The 16,420-nt window shown below is 70.8% G+C and carries 15 protein-coding genes; 5 read left to right on the top strand and 10 right to left on the bottom strand.

The window, feature by feature from the left end:
- Nucleotides 1-21 precede the first annotated feature (21 nt).
- Nucleotides 22-1,629: an ABC transporter substrate-binding protein gene (locus EDD29_RS16060; protein WP_123665186.1), complete on the bottom strand. Its 1,608-nt coding sequence runs from the start codon at nucleotides 1,627-1,629 to the stop codon at nucleotides 22-24.
- Between the two features lie 321 nt (nucleotides 1,630-1,950).
- On the opposite strand from EDD29_RS16060, the gene EDD29_RS16055 reads away from it, so the two are divergent.
- Together EDD29_RS16055 and EDD29_RS16050 are read left to right on the top strand one after the other, a co-directional pair.
- Nucleotides 1,951-2,250 (top strand): alpha/beta fold hydrolase, encoded by a 300-nt coding sequence (locus EDD29_RS16055; RefSeq protein ID WP_123665185.1) that lies wholly within the window; start codon nucleotides 1,951-1,953, stop codon nucleotides 2,248-2,250.
- Nucleotides 2,251-2,409: 159 nt separating this feature from the next.
- Nucleotides 2,410-3,627: an esterase/lipase family protein gene (locus tag EDD29_RS16050; protein ID WP_123665184.1), complete on the top strand. Its 1,218-nt coding sequence runs from the start codon at nucleotides 2,410-2,412 to the stop codon at nucleotides 3,625-3,627.
- A 51-nt stretch (nucleotides 3,628-3,678) separates the two neighbouring features.
- Here EDD29_RS16050 and EDD29_RS16045 read toward each other — a convergent pair whose 3' ends face one another.
- The 6 genes from EDD29_RS16045 to ligA all read right to left on the bottom strand — a co-directional run bounded on the left by EDD29_RS16045 (nucleotide 3,679) and on the right by ligA (nucleotide 10,178).
- Nucleotides 3,679-4,461, bottom strand: coding sequence for a hypothetical protein (locus EDD29_RS16045; protein WP_148085979.1), 783 nt, complete (start codon nucleotides 4,459-4,461; stop codon nucleotides 3,679-3,681).
- Between the two features lie 152 nt (nucleotides 4,462-4,613).
- A complete protein-coding gene (gene glmS, locus EDD29_RS16040; protein WP_123665182.1) occupies nucleotides 4,614-6,428 on the bottom strand; it encodes a glutamine--fructose-6-phosphate transaminase (isomerizing) in 1,815 nt (604 codons plus the stop codon).
- 13 nt (nucleotides 6,429-6,441) lie between these two features.
- Nucleotides 6,442-6,702, bottom strand: coding sequence for a hypothetical protein (locus EDD29_RS16035; RefSeq protein WP_211359742.1), 261 nt, complete (start codon nucleotides 6,700-6,702; stop codon nucleotides 6,442-6,444).
- Between the two features lie 552 nt (nucleotides 6,703-7,254).
- Nucleotides 7,255-7,635, bottom strand: a complete 381-nt coding sequence (locus EDD29_RS16030) for a hypothetical protein (protein WP_211359741.1) — start codon at nucleotides 7,633-7,635, stop codon at nucleotides 7,255-7,257.
- Nucleotides 7,636-7,904: 269 nt separating this feature from the next.
- Entirely contained in the window at nucleotides 7,905-8,069 is a 165-nt protein-coding gene (locus tag EDD29_RS45465) for a hypothetical protein (RefSeq protein WP_170201427.1), read from the bottom strand.
- 45 nt (nucleotides 8,070-8,114) lie between these two features.
- Nucleotides 8,115-10,178, bottom strand: a complete 2,064-nt coding sequence (ligA, locus tag EDD29_RS16025; RefSeq protein WP_123665181.1) for an NAD-dependent DNA ligase LigA — start codon at nucleotides 10,176-10,178, stop codon at nucleotides 8,115-8,117.
- Between the two features lie 219 nt (nucleotides 10,179-10,397).
- Here ligA and EDD29_RS16020 point away from each other — a divergent pair, with 219 nt between their 5' ends.
- Together EDD29_RS16020 and EDD29_RS16015 are read left to right on the top strand one after the other, a co-directional pair.
- Nucleotides 10,398-10,727, top strand: coding sequence for a hypothetical protein (locus EDD29_RS16020; protein WP_123665180.1), 330 nt, complete (start codon nucleotides 10,398-10,400; stop codon nucleotides 10,725-10,727).
- The gene (locus EDD29_RS16015; RefSeq protein WP_123665179.1) at nucleotides 10,724-11,443 is read left to right on the top strand and encodes an ATP-grasp domain-containing protein; all 720 of its coding nucleotides are present in this window, start codon (nucleotides 10,724-10,726) and stop codon (nucleotides 11,441-11,443) included. Before EDD29_RS16020 ends, EDD29_RS16015 begins: the two co-directional genes overlap by 4 nt.
- 93 nt (nucleotides 11,444-11,536) lie before the next feature.
- Here EDD29_RS16015 and EDD29_RS16010 read toward each other — a convergent pair.
- A protein-coding gene (locus tag EDD29_RS16010) for an IS3 family transposase (RefSeq protein ID WP_123665178.1) occupies nucleotides 11,537-12,735 on the bottom strand; the annotation gives its coding sequence in 2 pieces (ribosomal slippage) (nucleotides 11,537-12,486 and nucleotides 12,486-12,735; 1,200 coding nt in all).
- A gap of 136 nt (nucleotides 12,736-12,871) precedes the next feature.
- On the opposite strand from EDD29_RS16010, the gene EDD29_RS16005 reads away from it, so the two are divergent.
- The gene (locus tag EDD29_RS16005) at nucleotides 12,872-13,618 is read left to right on the top strand and encodes a sporulation protein (protein ID WP_123665177.1); all 747 of its coding nucleotides are present in this window, start codon (nucleotides 12,872-12,874) and stop codon (nucleotides 13,616-13,618) included.
- A gap of 107 nt (nucleotides 13,619-13,725) precedes the next feature.
- Here EDD29_RS16005 and EDD29_RS16000 read toward each other — a convergent pair whose 3' ends face one another.
- Both EDD29_RS16000 and EDD29_RS15995 read right to left on the bottom strand, forming a co-directional pair.
- Nucleotides 13,726-15,138, bottom strand: coding sequence for an MFS transporter (locus EDD29_RS16000; RefSeq protein ID WP_246052799.1), 1,413 nt, complete (start codon nucleotides 15,136-15,138; stop codon nucleotides 13,726-13,728).
- A 255-nt stretch (nucleotides 15,139-15,393) separates the two neighbouring features.
- Nucleotides 15,394-16,398: a LacI family DNA-binding transcriptional regulator gene (locus EDD29_RS15995; RefSeq protein ID WP_123665175.1), complete on the bottom strand. Its 1,005-nt coding sequence runs from the start codon at nucleotides 16,396-16,398 to the stop codon at nucleotides 15,394-15,396.
- Nucleotides 16,399-16,420 lie beyond the last annotated feature (22 nt).

Genomic DNA, 16,420 nt, shown 5'->3' with positions numbered 1-16,420 from the left:
GCTCCAATCGGAAGGTGCGGGTCAGCCCTTGCGGGCGACGTCGAGGAAGTAGAGACCGGTCGTGGACGCGCCCTGGAAGCCCGTCAGGCCGTCGGGGTCGGAGGCCGTGATGACCTTGGTGTGGAAGACGGGGTACAGCGGCACCTCTTCGGCGATCACGTCGAGCGCCTTCTTCCAGGTGTCCTTCTGCTTCTGGTCGGTGGACTCGGCCGCCTCATCGAGGAGGTCCGCGCACTTCTTCGCGCCCGCGTCCGTCCACCGCGCCCGGGCGACGGGCCAGGTCTCGCCGTAGTAGAACCAGCGGAGCAGGAGGTCGGCGTCGGGGCCGAACACCGACGGGTCGCCCGAGGCGGCGAGCACCCGGAAGTCGTCGGAGGGCACGAGGGTGCCGTAGACCGCCGAGGACGGGTTGGTGTTGAGCGTGGCGGTGACGCCGATCTGCTTCCAGGCGTCGATGATCACCGGCGCGCTGTCCTTGACGAACCCGGTGTCGGTGGTGACCAGCTCGAACGACAGGTTCGGCACCCCGGCCTCGGCGAGGAGGGCCTTGGCCTTCTCCGGGTCGTGGCCGTAGCTCGTCGCGGCCTTCTGGTAGCCGGGGTTGCTCTCGTCCAGGTAGGAGGTGGCGGCCACGCCGTACCCCTGGAGCGCGGTGGCGATCACCTTGTCGGTGTCGATGGCGTAGTGCAGGGCCTGCCTGACGCGCTTGTCGTCGAACGGCGCGGCCGAGCAGTTGAACATGAGGAACAGCTGGTTGAACGCCTGCTTCTCGTCGACCTTGAACTCGTCGCCGAGCGTCCCGGCGTCGAGGTAGGGCACCGCCTCGATGGCCTGTGCCTGGCCGCTGCGCAGGTCGTTGAGCCGCGCGGTGTTGTCCGGGGAGGTGTGCAGCGTGATCTTGTCCGCCTTGGCGGGGCGGCTCCCCTTGTAGGCGGGGTTCGCCGCCATGACGACGCCGGAGGTCGCGTCGGCGCTGGTCAGGGTGAAGGGGCCGGAGCCGATCGGCGCGGTGTCGAAGGCCTTGGCGGCCGCGGCGTCGCCGGTCTTGGCCTTCGGGACGATCTTGATGACGGCGATGCGCTGGGCGAACAGGCTGAACGGGGCCTTCAGCTCGAACTCGACGGTCTTGGCGTCCTTCGCCTTCACCCGGTCGATGAAGCTGATGAAGCCGGCCATGAGGGCCTTGTTGGCCGGGTCGAGGGCGCGGGTGAACGACCACGCGACGTCCTCGGCGGTGACGGGCGAGCCGTCGGAGAACACGGCGCCTTCGCGCAGCGCCACCGTCCAGGTCAGGCCGTCCGCGCTCGCCTTCGGCTGGGCGGCGGCGAGCGCGAGGTAGGGCTCGCGGGTGACCGGGTCGAGGTCGATGAGCGCCTCGAAGATGTGCTGGTTGACCGCGGTCGCGACCGCGCTCGACGCGTTCATCGGGTCGAAGCCGCCGGAGAGCGTGAAGGCGAGGGTCGCCTCGATCTCGCGCGTCCCGCCGGCGGCGCCGCCGCCGTCGGCATCGGACCCGCACGCGCTCAGCCCGGCGGTGATCGCGGTCGCGGCGCCGAGCGCGCCGACGATCCGCAGGAAGCTCCTCCGGTCGAAACCGGCGGTCGGCGTGTCCGCGAAGGTATCTCTCATTCCAGACTCCCTGGGGGGTTGTGCCGCACATGATCCCTGGTCACACCAGACATCCCACGTCCTATGTCGCGGGCGGTGGGCTCACGCTAGAGGGGTTTCGGCGCAATCGTCAACCTTTCCGAACCCCCTTGACCAGAGGACATCCCACAAGCTACATAGGACGTTGGATGTCCTCCCTCCTAGCGAACACGGATCCCTTTCGACCCGGGAGCAAGCCCATGACCGACCACGCGACGAACTCGCACGACCCCGCGACCGCCGGTGCGACGGCGCGCGCCCACCGGGCCCGGGACGGTGTCCTATCGAACCGATCTGCCTAGCGTGGAGGGCCTGCGCAACCTCCACCTCCTCCTCGGTTACATCCGCGAAAGGCAGGAGCACAAGGACCGCTGGGTCACCGCGTTCGAGGAGTCGTCCGCCCCTTACGCCTTCATCTGGGGGCGTCGCGATCCCGTCAGCGGCGACCACATCCTCCAGCACCTCGCCGCCCGCTTGCCCAAGGCCGCGTTCACCCCCTTGGACGACGTGGGCCACTACCCGCAGGTCGAGGCGCCGGACGAGACCGCCACCGCCCTCACCGGCTTCCTCTCCCCCGATCCCGCCCCCCGTTACGGAACGTGAGGCTGCAATTCTCTTCCGGAAAGGCGACACCGGCCGTACCGGACCACTACAGATAATGACCGACCGATCGCCTTACGTTATGGACGAGTGATGCGGGTCGCCCTGTGGCACCAGTGGGGCCCGGGTGACCCGAGCCGGTTCCGACGAGCGGGAGGTCCCATGTCCGAGCAGGAGCAGATCGAGCAGGCGATCGCGAGCATCACCATCGGGAGCGGGGTGAACGCGCCGCTGGCGGAGGAGGTCGAGCCCGTCCCCTTCGATGAGGAATGGGATGATCTGCCCTTCGGGTTCGCCCGGGTCTACTACGGAGGGGACGACCGCGAGATCAAGCGGCCCGTGATCATCTCCGACGGGTTCGAGCTCAAGGCGACCGACCTGGACAAGCTGTACCGGGGGCTCAACGAGCCGGTCCCGTTCCTCACCCGGCTGCGCGAGCGCGGCAACACCGTCATCCTGCTCGGCTACCGGAACCGGACCGCCTCCCTGTTCGACAACGCCCAGGCCGCCGAGGAGGCGATCCGGCGCACCCACGCCGCCACCGGAGGCGCCGAGCCACTGACGGTCGGCGGGTTCAGCATGGGCGGGCTCATCACCCGCTACGCGCTCACCAAGCTGGACCACCAGGACGAGCCGCACAACACCAAGGTGTACTTCTCCTACGACACCCCGCACCGCGGCGGGGTGGTCCCCGTCGCGTTGCAGGCGTTCGCGCACTTCCTCGGCGTGCCCCTCCTCAACCCGCTGCTGCAGATGATCGACAGCCCCGCCGCGAAGCAGATGCTGTGGCGGTACTACGACCTCGCCACCGGGGAGTCCGCCACGGCCCACCCCGACCGCGACGCCTTCCTGGCGTCGCTGGAAGGGCTGGGCGGCTGGCCGCGCACTCCCGAGCTGCGCGTCGGCGTGGCCAACGGCGCCGCCGACGGCACCGGGGCCGCGGCGGAACCCGGGGACCTCGCCCTGCGCTTCACCGGGCCCACCTTCCCGAACACCTCGTTCTACAACCAGGCGCAAGGCCAGGACGTCGTCGCCGAGCTGCACCGGGCCTGGCCCTTCACCTCCGACAAGATCATCATCACTGAGGGCTTCCCCGAGGTCGACGGCGCCCCCGGCGGCACGCTGAGCACCTACCAGATCGTCGCCAACGCCCTGGGCTCGACCGAAGGGGTCCAGCTCAAGGTCCCGGACGTCTGCTTCGTGCCCACCGTCAGCGCCGTGGCCCTCCGCGACCTCGACGACCAGGACGAGCTCTACGCCCCCGTCGACCCCGAGGACCCCGACAGCGAGCTGGACGAGTACCTCTGCTCCTCCACCACCACCCCCCACACCGCGGTGACCGAGGAGCTCGTCGACTGGCTGCTGGCCAGGATCACCTGACGGCGTCGGGCGCCACCGGGACTCGTCCCCGGGCGGATCGCGCGGCGCGGGTCAGGCGTAAGGGTCCCGCGCCGCGTCGGGGAACTCGATGATGACGGGGTGGGCGCGCACTATCAGGAGGTGGGCGGCGACGAGGACCAGGTTGTAGGCGACGTGGACCGCGATCGCGACCGGAAGGCCGTGGTCGAAGGTGATGACGAACAGGGCCACGCCGAAGTACCACGACCAGATCCAGCCGAACCACCCCTGATAGGCGTGTCCATTGCGGAACCTCGCGTTACTGGAGAGAAGGGCCGCCCCGACCGTCCAGGAGTAGCCGGTGAGGATGTCGTGCGCCTGGTGCCAGGTCGCCCAGTCGGCCACCGGGATCAGCACGTCCTCGAACAGCCACCGGACGGGGTGGGCGCCGGCGAAACCGAGCACGAGGAAGTCCGCGAAGGCGGCGCCCGCGATCGCGGCGTAGAACAGCAGCCAGCGGTTGAAGACCTCTTCCAGGGTGCTCGTCACCAGGATCCGCCCGGGCGAGAGCACATGGACCACGGCGTTGGGCGGCAGGTTCGGCATGTTCCGCCGGATCGCGATGGCGCCGGGCATCCGCAGGAGGGACGACACGAGGCCCGCGAGCAGGACCGGCCAGGCCGAGACGACCGCGTCGCCGAACGCGGCGGTCTCGTCCGGCGGGAGGGTCCAGAAGGCGGTGAGCGTGAACGGGATGACGTCGGGCGCGAGCCATTCCAGGAGGAGCACGACGACGGTCGCCCCGCCGAGGCCGAACGGCATCAGCGAGCAGCCCATCGTGAAGCCGAGCATCTGCGTACCTGCCCGAGCAGCCATCCGGCAGCCCCTTCTCGTACGCATACAAAGCGGGCACCACCATCCTCAGGCGTCTCTCGGTGGCCGTCAACGACGCGAGAACCCCTGCGTCCGGCCGGACGCGGCCACCGCGGGCGCGTCGCACCCGCGGGACCGGTGGCGGCGCGCCCGTGTCATTCCACGGTGACGCTTTTGGCGAGGTTGCGCGGTTTGTCGATGTCATGGCCGAGTGCGAGAGCCGCGTGGTAGGCCAGCAGTTGCAGCGGGACGGACAGGAGGATCGGGTCGAGTTCCGGCTCGTTCTTCGGCACGAGGATGACGTCGTCGGCGAGCGCGGGTCCGGGAGCCGTGTGCGCGACGGCGAGAATGCGGCCGTGCCTGGCCCGGATCTCGCCCAGCGTGGTGAGGTTCTTGGCGAGGAGCTCGTCGTCGGGGACGATCGCGACGGTCGGGCGCTCAGGGCAGATCAGCGCGAGCGGACCGTGCTTCAGCTCGCTGCCCGGGTACGCCTCGGCGTGGATGTAGGAGATCTCCTTGAGCTTCTGCGCGCCTTCGCGGGCGACGGGATAGCCGCGCACCCGTCCGACGAAGAACGCGCTCCGATACTCGGCGAGCGCTCCGGCGACCTCCTTGATGCGGTCCTCCTGGGCGAGGATCCGCTCGATCTGCCCGGGCAGCGCCTTGAGCCCGTTCGCGATGCGGCGTCCCGCGTCCGGCGACAGGTCGCGGATGCGGCCGAGATAGAGGGCGAGCAGCGCGAAGGCCACGGTCATCGACGTGTACGCCTTGGTGGAGGCCACCGACTGCTCCGGTCCCGCGTGCAGGTAGATGCCGCCGTCGCACTGGCGGGCGATCGCGCTGCCCACCACGTTGACGAGGCCGAGCACCCTGCCGCCCTTGCGCTGCAGCTCCTGCACGGCGGTGAGGGTGTCATAGGTCTCGCCGGACTGGCTGACCGCCACGTAGAGCGTGTCGGGCGAGACGACCGGGTTACGGTAGCGGAACTCCGAGGCGGGCTCGGCGTCGGCCGGGATCCTGGTCAGCTCCTCGATGAGCTGGGCGCCGATCTGCCCCGCGTAGTACGCGGAACCGCAACCGATGATCTTCACCCGGCGGACGGCGCGGGCCTCGCGCGGATCGAGGTTGAGCCCGCCCAGGTGTGCGGTGTGGAAGCGCGTGTCGAGGCGGCCGGTGAGCGCGCGGGCCACGGCCGCGGGCTGCTCCCGGATCTCCTTGATCATGAAGTGGCGGTGCTCGCCGCGCTCGTAGGACTCCTCGTCGAGCCCGACCTCGCTGGGCAGCTTGGTCGTCGCCCGCTTCTCGAGGGTGAAGGTACGGAACCCGCCGGGTTCCAGGACCGCGAGCTCCCCGTCGTCGAGATGGACGACCTGGCGGGCGTGCCCGGCCAGGGCGGCCACATCGGACGCGGCGAACATCTCCCGCTCGCCGATGCCCAGCACCACGGGGCTGCCGTTGCGGGCGAGCACGATCCGATCGGGCCGCGCCGCGTCGACGACCGCGATCCCGTAGGTGCCCACGACCTCCTGGAGCGCTTGGCGGACGGCTTCTTCCAGCTCGTCGGCCTGGGCGCGGGCGATGAGGTGGGCGAGCACCTCGCTGTCGGTCTCCGAGGCGAACACCGCGCCGTCTGCGGCCAGCTTGGCGCGCAGCTCGTCGGCGTTCTCGATGATCCCGTTGTGCACCACCGCGACGGTGCCCGCCACATGCGGGTGCGCGTTGGCGTCGCTCGGCTCCCCGTGCGTCGCCCACCTGGTGTGCCCGATGCCGGGCGAACCCTTGAACCTCGCGGGCAGGTCGGCGAGGCACTGCCCGACCCGTCCCTTGGCCTTGCGGACCCTCAGCTCGCCGTTCCTGCCCACGACGGCCACGCCGGCCGAGTCGTACCCCCGGTACTCCAGCCGCTGGAGCCCGCCGACCAGCAGCGGCACCGCGTCCCTGCTCCCGATGTACGCGACGATCCCGCACATGCGCCCGCCCCTCTCACCCGTAGACGATCCGCCGGATCTGCCGCAGCGACAGCTCCGGCGGAAGTACCAGGCGCACCGGCAGCTCCGCCGCCACCAGCTCGAAGATCTGCTCGTTCCGCAGCCCCTGCTCGCGCAGCTCCACATGCCGCCGCCGGACGAACTCCTCCACCGGCTCCCCGAAGTAGAACAGCACCTCGTCCACGACCCGGGCCGCCTCCCCCTCCCCGAGCCCGCTCGTCCGACGGAGATGAGCGATCAGATCCTCATGCGCCACCCCGCGATCCTCCCCCACCTCCCGCGAGAACCCCGCTCCCTGCCCGATCCCGGGCAGAAATTCGCCACCCGCGCCCCTCCACCGCCATCTCTCGCGCACACACGCCCGCTCGAGCCCTCTCCACCGCACGGCCCGCCCGCACCTCACCCAACCCAGCCCAGCCCAGCCCCACAGCCCCGGATCAGCCGACGACCCACCCGAAGACCGAGCCCACCGAACGGCACCCGCAGCACCATGACCCAACCGAAGATCGACACGGGCGACCCGACCGCGCCCACGGGAGCGGTCAGAGGTCGACCCGATCGGAGAAGGAGAACACGTGGAATGCACGCGAGGCCGGGGCCTCGGCCTCAGCGCTCGCGGCCCGCCGCACGGAACCGGGTCGAGAGGCCGCGGTACCCCGCTCGGCAGGCGTTGCCGTACTCGCCCGCGGGTCGCGGTGGTGCGGCCCCTGCCTACCGGGTGTGGCGCGCACCCGCCCACGGTAGGCAGGGGCAGAACGGGGCCCGGGGCCCCTGCCTCGGCAGGGGTGCGCCGGCGCCGTGGGCGAGGTCAGGCGTCGGGTGGGGCGGGGAGTGCGTCGGACGGGTCGCGCAGGGCGAGGGCAGCGTGCTCGGGGAGGGCCGTGCGGGCCATGATGCGGCGGCGGGCTCGGACATCGGCGCCGGTGCGGGGGCGGTACTTCGGCTCGCGGCCGCAGCCGCAGGGCTCGAAGCCCTCGTAGCGCAGGCCCGCGGCGAGCACCGCGGCGACCGCGGACCAGCGGCGGTCGTCGCCCTTGCGGGGCGCGGCGAAGTCGTGCCCGGCGCAGGCCATGGGCCTGCGGCAGCGCGTGCACAGCTCGCCTTCCGCGCTCCACGACCGCTTGCAGCTCCACCGGCAGTCGACGCACACGTAGTGCAGCTTGTAGACGTGCTCCGCGTAAGTGCACATCCCCCCACGCTAGCGCGCGCCCGCACCACCGCACCGAGCATTTCCCGGCGCCGCCACAACCGTTCGACAGGTACGACCTGCCCGCGCCCGTCAGGTACGGGCGACACCACCACGACCCCTGCCGGGGAACGGCCACGCGCGCCGGCGGCGGACGGGCCCGGCTGCGCCCTCGGCCTGGCCGTGCCGGCATGCGCCGCGTGCGCCCCGTGGCCCGCCCGAGCGAAACCGCGGCGCGGCCCGGAACCCGGGCAGAGCTCGCACCCGGCCCGTCAGGGAGCCGGGGACGCCGTGCCTGGCCCAGGGTGCTCCGCGGCCCGCTCCATGCGGACGGTGCCGTCCGGGTTCGGGGTCAGGGCGTCGTCGGCGCAGGCCGGGCCGTCATACCGGGCGATGAACGCGCCGTCCGGGTCGGACAGGACGAGCCGGGCGCCCATGCGTTCTCTCCCCAACGGGATGTACCCCCGACCGGGGGGAACGGGCTAGCCGAGGAAGTCCGCGACGCGTTCGGCGAACTCGTCGGGGGTGATGACCGGGATGCCCAGGTCGGTGGCCTTGGTGAGTTTGGAGCCCGCCTTCTCCCCCGCGACGACGAGGGCGGTCTTCTTGGAGACCGAGGAGGAGGCCTTGCCGCCCGCGCGTTCGATGAGCTCGTTCATCTCGTTGCGGGACAGGCTCTCCAGCGGGCCCGTCATGCCGCCGGTGACGACGACGGACATGCCGGCGAGCGGCAGGCCGGAGGCTTCTGGCACGGTCTCCTCCTCCGCAGACGGCGGTGTCGCGCCCGGCTCGGTCATGTTGACGCCGAAGGACGCGAGCTTGTCGATGAGGGGGGCGATCTCGGTGAGTTCGGCGACGAGGACGACCGCCTTCTCCGGCCCGATGCCCTCGACCTTCTGGACGGAGTCGACGTCGGCGGCGCGGATGAGGTCCATCGTGGCGAAGTACCGGGCGATCCGGCGGGACATGGACCGGCCCGTGCCCCGCACGCCCAGGGCCGCGAAGACCCGGCTGAGCGGACGGGATTTCGCTGCTTCGATCGCGGCAAGGAGGTTGTCGGTCGAGGTGTCGCCCATGCGCTCCAGGCCGATGAGCTGCTCGCGGGTGAGGGCGAAGAGATCGGCGAAGTCGGCGATCAGCTCCGCCTCGACGAGCTGGACGACCCGCGTCTGCCCGAGCCCCTCGATGTCGAGCTGGTCGCGGCCGACCGCGTAGGAGATGGAGGCGACGGTGTTGCAGGCGCGCCCGAGCTCGCACCGCCACCGCTCCTGGCTCCGGTCGATCGCGCCGCCGCAGCGCGGGCACGTCTCGGGGAACGCGATCGGCTGCTCCTCCCCCGTCCGCGCCTGCACCAGGGGCGCCTCGACGCGCGGGATGACGTCCCCGGCCCGCTTCACACTGACCGTGTCGCCGATCATCAGATCCCGCCGGGTGATATCGGCTGGATTGTGCAGCGTCGCATAGGTGACGGTGACGCCGTCGATCTCGACCGGGTCCAGCACGGCCCGGGGCGCGATGATCCCCGTCCGGCCGACGGCCCATTCGACGCCGCGCAGGACCGTCGTCCGGGTGTCGGCGGGCAGTTTGTAGGCGATCGCCCACCTTGGCGCCCGCGAGGAGAGCCCCGCCTTCTCCTGGTCCTCGGCGCCGTCGGCCTTGATGACGATGCCGTCGATGCCGAACGCCAGCTCCGCGCGGGCCGCCGCGATCTCCGCGATCCGGGCGGTGACGCCTTCGAGATCGCCGTACCCGAGCGGGCCCGGCAGCGCGGCGGCACTGGTCTGCACGCCGAGCCTCGCCACGTACTCCATGACCCCGGTGTGCGGCAGCGCCAGGAGCCCTTCGGGGCCCGCCTCCGCCAGGGGCAGCGCGCCGTAGCCGAAGAACGTGAACTCCACCTTGTACGGCCTGTCCTTGGCGCGCAGGCTTCCGGCGGCGGCCGAGCGCGGATTGGCGAACGGCGTGCCCCCGTGCGCCATGCGCAGCGTGTTCGCGGTCTCGAACTGCGCCGTCGTGAACAGCACCTCACCGCGGACCTCGACCGTGACGGGCTCGGCCAGCTCCGCGGGCAGCCCCACGATCTGCCCGATCCCATGGGAGACGTCCTCCCCCGCGAGCCCGTCGCCCCGCGTCACGAGCTGGACGAGCCGCCCTTCCCGGTACCGTGCCGAGATCGCCAGCCCGTCCAGCTTCGCCTCGACGGCCCAGCCCGCCACCGGCCCGCCGAGCCGCCGCTCCAGCCCCTCGGCCCACTTGAGAAGCTCCTCGCCCGAGAACACGTTGTCGAGCGACAGCATCGGCCGCGTATGCGGCACATCCCCCGTAACGGCCCCTCCGGCGACCTTCCCCGTCGGCGAATCAGCCCGCACCTGCTCTGGATGCTCCGCCTCCCACGCCGCGATCGCCCGCACCAACTGGTCGTACGTGTCATCGTCCACGGTGGACGATCCATCGCCGTAGTAGGCGGCGGACGAGGACACGGCAAGCTCGACGGCCGCGGTGTAGGCGGCCTCATCGACGATGGCGGTCGGCGCAACGTTGCTCATGCCTCCATCCTCCCGCCCTGGTCTGACATTTCCCGGCCGAGGACGACGCGCCTCGCATCGAACGCCCAACGCCTCCTACACCCGTCGAGGGTCCCCGCTGGTCATTCGTCGTGACCGGCGAAGGCGCTGCGCAAAGGTCCCCCATGCTCTGCGACGTCGTCGCTTTTCGGTCAACCGATAAACGGTGGCGGCGATCCGAGCACCCGGCCCCGCAGGGCGGTGGCCTGTGGCTACCAGGCGTTCTTCATCCAGGTGACGCCGTCGTGCTCGGTCCTGCCCATGGGCGCCGCCGCGGTCTGCGTCTCGCTGTTCCTGCTCGGCGGGACGCTGCGCCGGCGGATCGGCGGCGCGCTCGCCGCGCTGACGCTGATGGCCGCGGGCAACCTCCCGCGGCTGGTCGCGGTGATCCGGGTGGGCGGCGCCGCCGGCGTTCCGACCATGGTCGCCTTCCACGACTGGGTGGGGACCGTCTTCTCCTACGTTCTGCTGTTCACCACCGTCGTCTTCCTCATCGCCACCCGGCTTCCCGGCAGAAAGGCCCGCCGATGACCTCCCCCCTTTCCGGCCTGCGGGTCCTGGTCACCGGCTGCGGAGGGCCGGCCGGGATCGCGGTGCTCGCCGAACTGACCCGGCTGGGCTGCCTTCCCGTCGCCGCCGACCGCGACCCGCTGGCGGCCGGGCTGCACCAGGGCCACCCGTCGGTCGTGCTGCCGTCCGCCGACGACCCTGACCTCCCCGGGCGGCTGCTCGAGGCGGCGCGCGGCTGCGACGCGGTGCTCGTCACCGTGGCCGAGGAACTGCTGGCCGTCGCGGGCCTGGAGGAGGCGTTCGCCGCGCAGGGCACGGCGGCCTGGTTCCCCGCGCGCGAGACCGTCGCGACCTGCCTCGACAAGCTCGCCTTCGCCGCCCGCCTCGACGCGTTCGCCGTGCCCGCGCCCGTCACCGGTGACGGCTCCGCCGCGGGCGTGCCCGGCCCCTGGGTGCTCAAGCCGCGCTTCGGCCGCGGCTCCCGCGACCTTGGGCAAGTCCCTCTCCTTGACGACGGCCTGCAACGTCCAGGGCTTCCTCTCCCCCGACCCCGAAACCCCCGCCCACGTCGTCGAAGTCAATCCCCGCCTGTCCGGCGGACTCCCCATCTCCCTGGTCGCCGCCCCCACCTACCTCCAGGACCTCCTCCTCTTCACCCTAGGCCGGACCCCGCCCCCGCCCCCACCGAGAACCTGACCACCGTCCGCTGGTTCACCCAGACCCTCACCGCCCGATGACGACGTCCCCCGGCCGGAGCGCTCTCCGGCCGGGAAAGGCGGGACATCTGTGATGTGCCCCGCTGATTCCGGACAGCTCTATTTGCGGTCAATTCACGCTGAGAGCTGGGAGTTCAGGTACTCAGTGTGAACCTGGGCCGGGCTCTTGTTGCCGAGTGCTGAATGCCGTCGCCGGGGATTATACCAGAGCTCGATGTATTTGATGATGTCCCGGCGTGCGTGTTCTCGAGTGGGATATTCCGTCCGATGGACGCGCTCGTTCTTCAGTGCGGCGAAGAAGGATTCCGCGAGTGCGTTATCCCAGCAGACTCCGGTCCGCCCGGTCGATTGCCGTAGCCGGAGGCGCCGCAGGGTCTCGGCGAACTGCCTGGACATGTAATTGCTTCCGCGGTCGCTGTGAAATATCGCGCTTTCGGCCAGCCGGTGGTTTCGGGCCGCCATGCCGATCGCCTTCTCGATCAGCGGGGTCTTGTAGTCCTCGCCGATCGCCCAGCCGATGACGGCTCTGGAATAGCAGTCGATCACCGTCGCCAGATAGATCCAGCCCTCCCATGTTTCGACGTAGGTGATGTCGCCGACGAGTTTTTCGCCGGGGGCGGACGCGGTGAAGTCGCGCTGCACGAGGTCGGGCACGTGGTGGGCCTGGCCGTCCTGCTCGGTCAGCCCGACGCGCCATGGCCTGGGCTGGCAGGGCTCCAGCCCCAGCTCCCGCATGACCGAGCGGACGAGCTCCGGCCCGGCGGGCACGCCCTGTTCCACCAGATCGGTGTGGATCCGCCGATACCCGTACGTCCCATCGGAAACGTCGAAGAAGTGCCTCACCCACGCCTTCAGCTCATCGCGGCGCCGCGCGGTCGCCGACTCCGGCCGGCTTCTCCATTCGTAGAATCCCGAGCGCGAGACACCCAGCCATGCGCACATCTGAACGATTGCCGGCGATCTATCGCCGATGACGACCGAAGGGTTGGCGTACTCCGCGTCGATGAACTCGTACTTCGAGGTCACCGCTGCTCCCGAGCGAAGTACAACGCCGCTTTTTTTACGAACTCGAGCTCCATCTTGAGTTCCTGGATCTCGCGTTCCTGCTCCTTCAGGCGCACCCGCTCATCGAGCGTCAAAGGAGCCTCTTCCCCGGCATGCTCACGCCGGTACGCACTCACCCAATTCGCCAGAGTCCCGGCATTGATGCCGAGCTCCTTCGCGACCTGTGCGATCGGACGGGAAGAATCCACCACCAACCTGGCGGCTTCCTGCCGATATTCAGGAGAGTAATTCCTCTTCGAACGAGCCAAATCACTTACCTTTCCGGACTACCCCATTCTAGTGGGGCCACTGTCCGGAACCTTCGGGGCGGCTCACTGCCTCATGCGGGCGGGATGGTGAGGCGTCTAGGGTGGCGCGGGAGTTCGGCGGCGACGGGGGTGCTCGGTGGGGCTTCGGACGTTTTTCGGGACGTTGGGGGCGCGGGCTCCGCAGGTCGAGACCGTGCTGGACCGGGTGGTGGGGCGGCCGGGTGAGCGGCTCACCGCGACGGTGACGGTTCAGGGCGGCGGAGCGGCGGTGCGGGTCGAGGGGCTGGCGATGGAGCTGGTGACCCGGGTGGAGGGGCTGGAGGAGGGCGGGACCGAACTCGCCTGGCGGCAGCCGGGGGTGGTGTCGGCGTTCTCTCTTCCCACGTTCACGCTGTCCCCCGGGGAGACGGTCGTGCGGGAGGTGGATTGCGTACTGCCATGGGAGATGCCGCTGACGCATGTCGGAGGGCGGCGGCTGCGCGGGGCGCGGGCCGCCCTCCGCACCACGATGAAGATCGACGCGGCGATCGACCGGGGGGACTTCGACGAGATCGCCGTGCACGCGCTGCCCGCCCAGGACGCGTTCCTCCAGGCGCTGACGGACCTGGGGTTCCGGCTCGGCGACGCCGAGGTCAAGCACGGACGCCTCAGGGGAGGCACCGCGCAGACCCTCCCCTATCGGCAGGAGATCGAGGCCCACTTCCCCGCCTCCTACAACCGGCGGCACGACGACCGGCTGGAGATCGTCTTCCTCGCCCGCGCCGACTCGCTCGATCTCACCACCGGCATCTACGGCCCCTACACCTTCGACCACGCCGACCTCGACGTCGAAGCCGCCACCGCGTGGCTCGTCGCCCACCTGCACGCCAACTGGCGGCGCTGACCGGATGTCCCGGCCGTCCACGGGGCGCCGTTTCCTGACCCCTCGAACGCGGAAGGCCGGAGCCCCCCGCGGATGGAGGGATCCGGCCGGGGCCGCGGGCGCGGTGGTCAGGCGTCGACGGGAACCGGGGCCGGTGCCACCGGCCGGGCGTCGGGAGCCGGGGTGCGGCGGGCCGCCGGAATCGCGACCGTGATGGCCGCGGCGACGAGGGCGACGCCGGCGCCGACCATGAGGCCGACCCGGAAGCCCTCCTCGGAGGTGAGGCTGTAGCCGCCGAGGCTGATCGTCATCTGGGAGAGGACGACGCCGATGGCGGCGGAGCCCACCGAGGTGCCGAGAGACCGCATGAGGGTGTTGAAGGCGTTGGCGGACGCGGTCTCCGAGAGCGGGACCGAGCTCATGATGAGCGCGGGCATCGCGCCGTAGGCCAGGCCGACACCGCTGTTGATGATCATGATCGCGATCATGAGGCCCCAGGCGTGGCCCATCAGCGCGAGGGACGCGCCGTAGCCCGCGGCGAGCACGAGGATGCCGCTGAGCAGGGTGAACTTCGGACCGCGCCGGTTGGTGAGCTTGCCGCCGAACGGGGACACCAGCATCATCATGATGCCGCCGGGCGCCATCCACAGGCCCGCCGCCAGCATGGACTGGCCGAGGCCGTAACCGGTCTCCTTCGGGAACTGGAGCAGCTGCGGCACGATCAGCATCGAGGCGTACATGCCGAAGCCGACGAAGATCGAGGCGAGGTTGGTCAGCAGGACCCGCGGGCGGGCCGTGGTGCGCAGGTCGACGAGCGGCTGCCGGGTGCGGATCTCCCACCAGCCCCAGCCGAGCAGCACCACGAGGGCGGTGGCGAACAGGGCGAGCGTGACGGCCGAGGACCAGCCCCAGTCGGCGCCCTTGGAGACCGCGAGCAGCAGGGACACCAGGCCGACGCCGAGGGCGATCGCGCCGGGCGCGTCGAACCGCTCGCCCTTGGCCGCGGCCGGGACGTTCGGGATCGTCAGGAAGATCAGCACCGCGATGCCGAGGGCCAGGACCGCGGACGCCCAGAACAGCACCCGCCAGTTGGCGTACTCGGCGACCGCCGCGGCGATCGGCAGTCCGAGCCCGCCGCCGATGCCCATGGAGGCGCTGACCAGCGCGATGGACGAGCTGAGCTTCTCCTTCTCGACGACGTCGCGCAGCAGGGCGATGCCGAGCGGCACCATCCCCATGCCCATGCCCTGGAGGCCACGTCCGACGATCATCGGCACCACCGACGACGCCAGCGCGCACACCACCGAGCCCGCGATCAGCGGCACCGAGCAGGCCAGCAGCATGCGGCGCTTGCCGAGCAGGTCGCCGAGGCGGCCGGTGACCGGCACGCAGACGGCGCCGACCAGCAGGGTGACCGTGATGACCCAGGTGGCGTTCGAGGCCGTGGTGTGCAGGATCTTCGGCAGTTCCGCGATGAGCGGGGTGACCAGCGTCTGCATGATCGCGGCCGTGGTGCCCGCCAGGGCCAGCGTGGCAACCACGCCTCCTGACCGAGCCGACGGCTGGGGGGTGTTCATGGCAATCCCTAGAAATCGTGCCCACGGCTCCGCCGGCGCGGGATTCCGTGTGGCGCTTCGTTGGACGATCCGGCTGGATCCGGGTCCGGGCCGGCCGCGAGGGCGACCGGCCTTTGCATCATGCAATGCATATGTATCATGCACATGACAACGAAGGTCATCTTGGGAAAACGCTGAGAGTGTGGGTCTTGTCACAGGCGCCGTCGACGCCGGTTTCCCTCAGTGCCGGGGGGCTGAGCTGGCCCGGATGGTGAGACGCGGAGGGAGGAGCGTGGCGTCGGACACCGGTACGCCCTTGAGTTTGGACATGAGCAGGGTGACGGCTCGGGCGCCCAGTTCGTCGGCGGGGATCGCGATGGACGTGATCGGGAGGGGGGCCTGCGCGGCGATCTCGTCGGGGCAGAGGGCGACGACGGAGAGATCCTCCGGGACCCGGAGGCCGAGCTCCCGGAAGGCCGCGACGAGGGGGGCCACGACCGGTTCGTTGTGCACGACCACCGCGGTGAGCTCGGGGTGCAGGGCGAGAAGGCGCTCCGCCATCGCGCGTGCCGCCTCGGGGGTCGCCTCGCAAGGGTGGACCGCGCTGGCGACGCCATAGGCGGCGGCGGACTCTGCGAAGCCTTCCGCGACGCGCTGGGCGAAGCCCGTCTCACGTTCGTAGACCTCGGGCGGGGAGCCGACCAGGTCGACGCACCGGTGCCCGAGCTCGGCGAGATGCCGGACGCTCAGCGCGCCCGCCGCCCGGAAGTCGAGGTCGACGCAGGTCAGGCCGTCGGGCTCGGCCGGGAACCCGAGCAGGACCGAAGGCCGGTTCAGCTCGCGCAGCAGCGGGATCCGCTCGTCGCGCAACTGCACGTCCATGACGATCAGCGCGTCGGCCAGGGCGCTCCCGGCGACCCGGCGCAGCCCGTCGGCGCCCTCCTCCTGGGTCAGGAGGAGGACGTCGTGCTCGTGCGCGCGGGCCGCGGTGACGACGGCGGCCGCGAACTGCATGACGACGGGGACGTGGATGCCGGGCCGCAGCGGCAGCATCAGCGCCAGGACGTTCGACCTGTTGCTGGCCAGGGCCCGCGCCCCGGCGTGCGGGCGGTAGCCGAGCGCCTCGATGCTCTCCTGCACCCGTTGCCGGGTGTCCTCGGAGATGGTGCGCTTGCCGCTGAGCACGTACGACACCGTGCTGGGCGCGACACCCGCGTGCCGCGCCACATCACTGATCTTGACCAAGTCCCGTCCTCATTCCGTCATC

It is taken from the genome of Actinocorallia herbida (assembly GCF_003751225.1).
Taxonomy (GTDB): domain Bacteria; phylum Actinomycetota; class Actinomycetes; order Streptosporangiales; family Streptosporangiaceae; genus Actinocorallia; species Actinocorallia herbida.
Note: the sequence above shows the minus strand (reverse complement) of the source record. Positions and strands in the feature narration are given on the sequence as shown.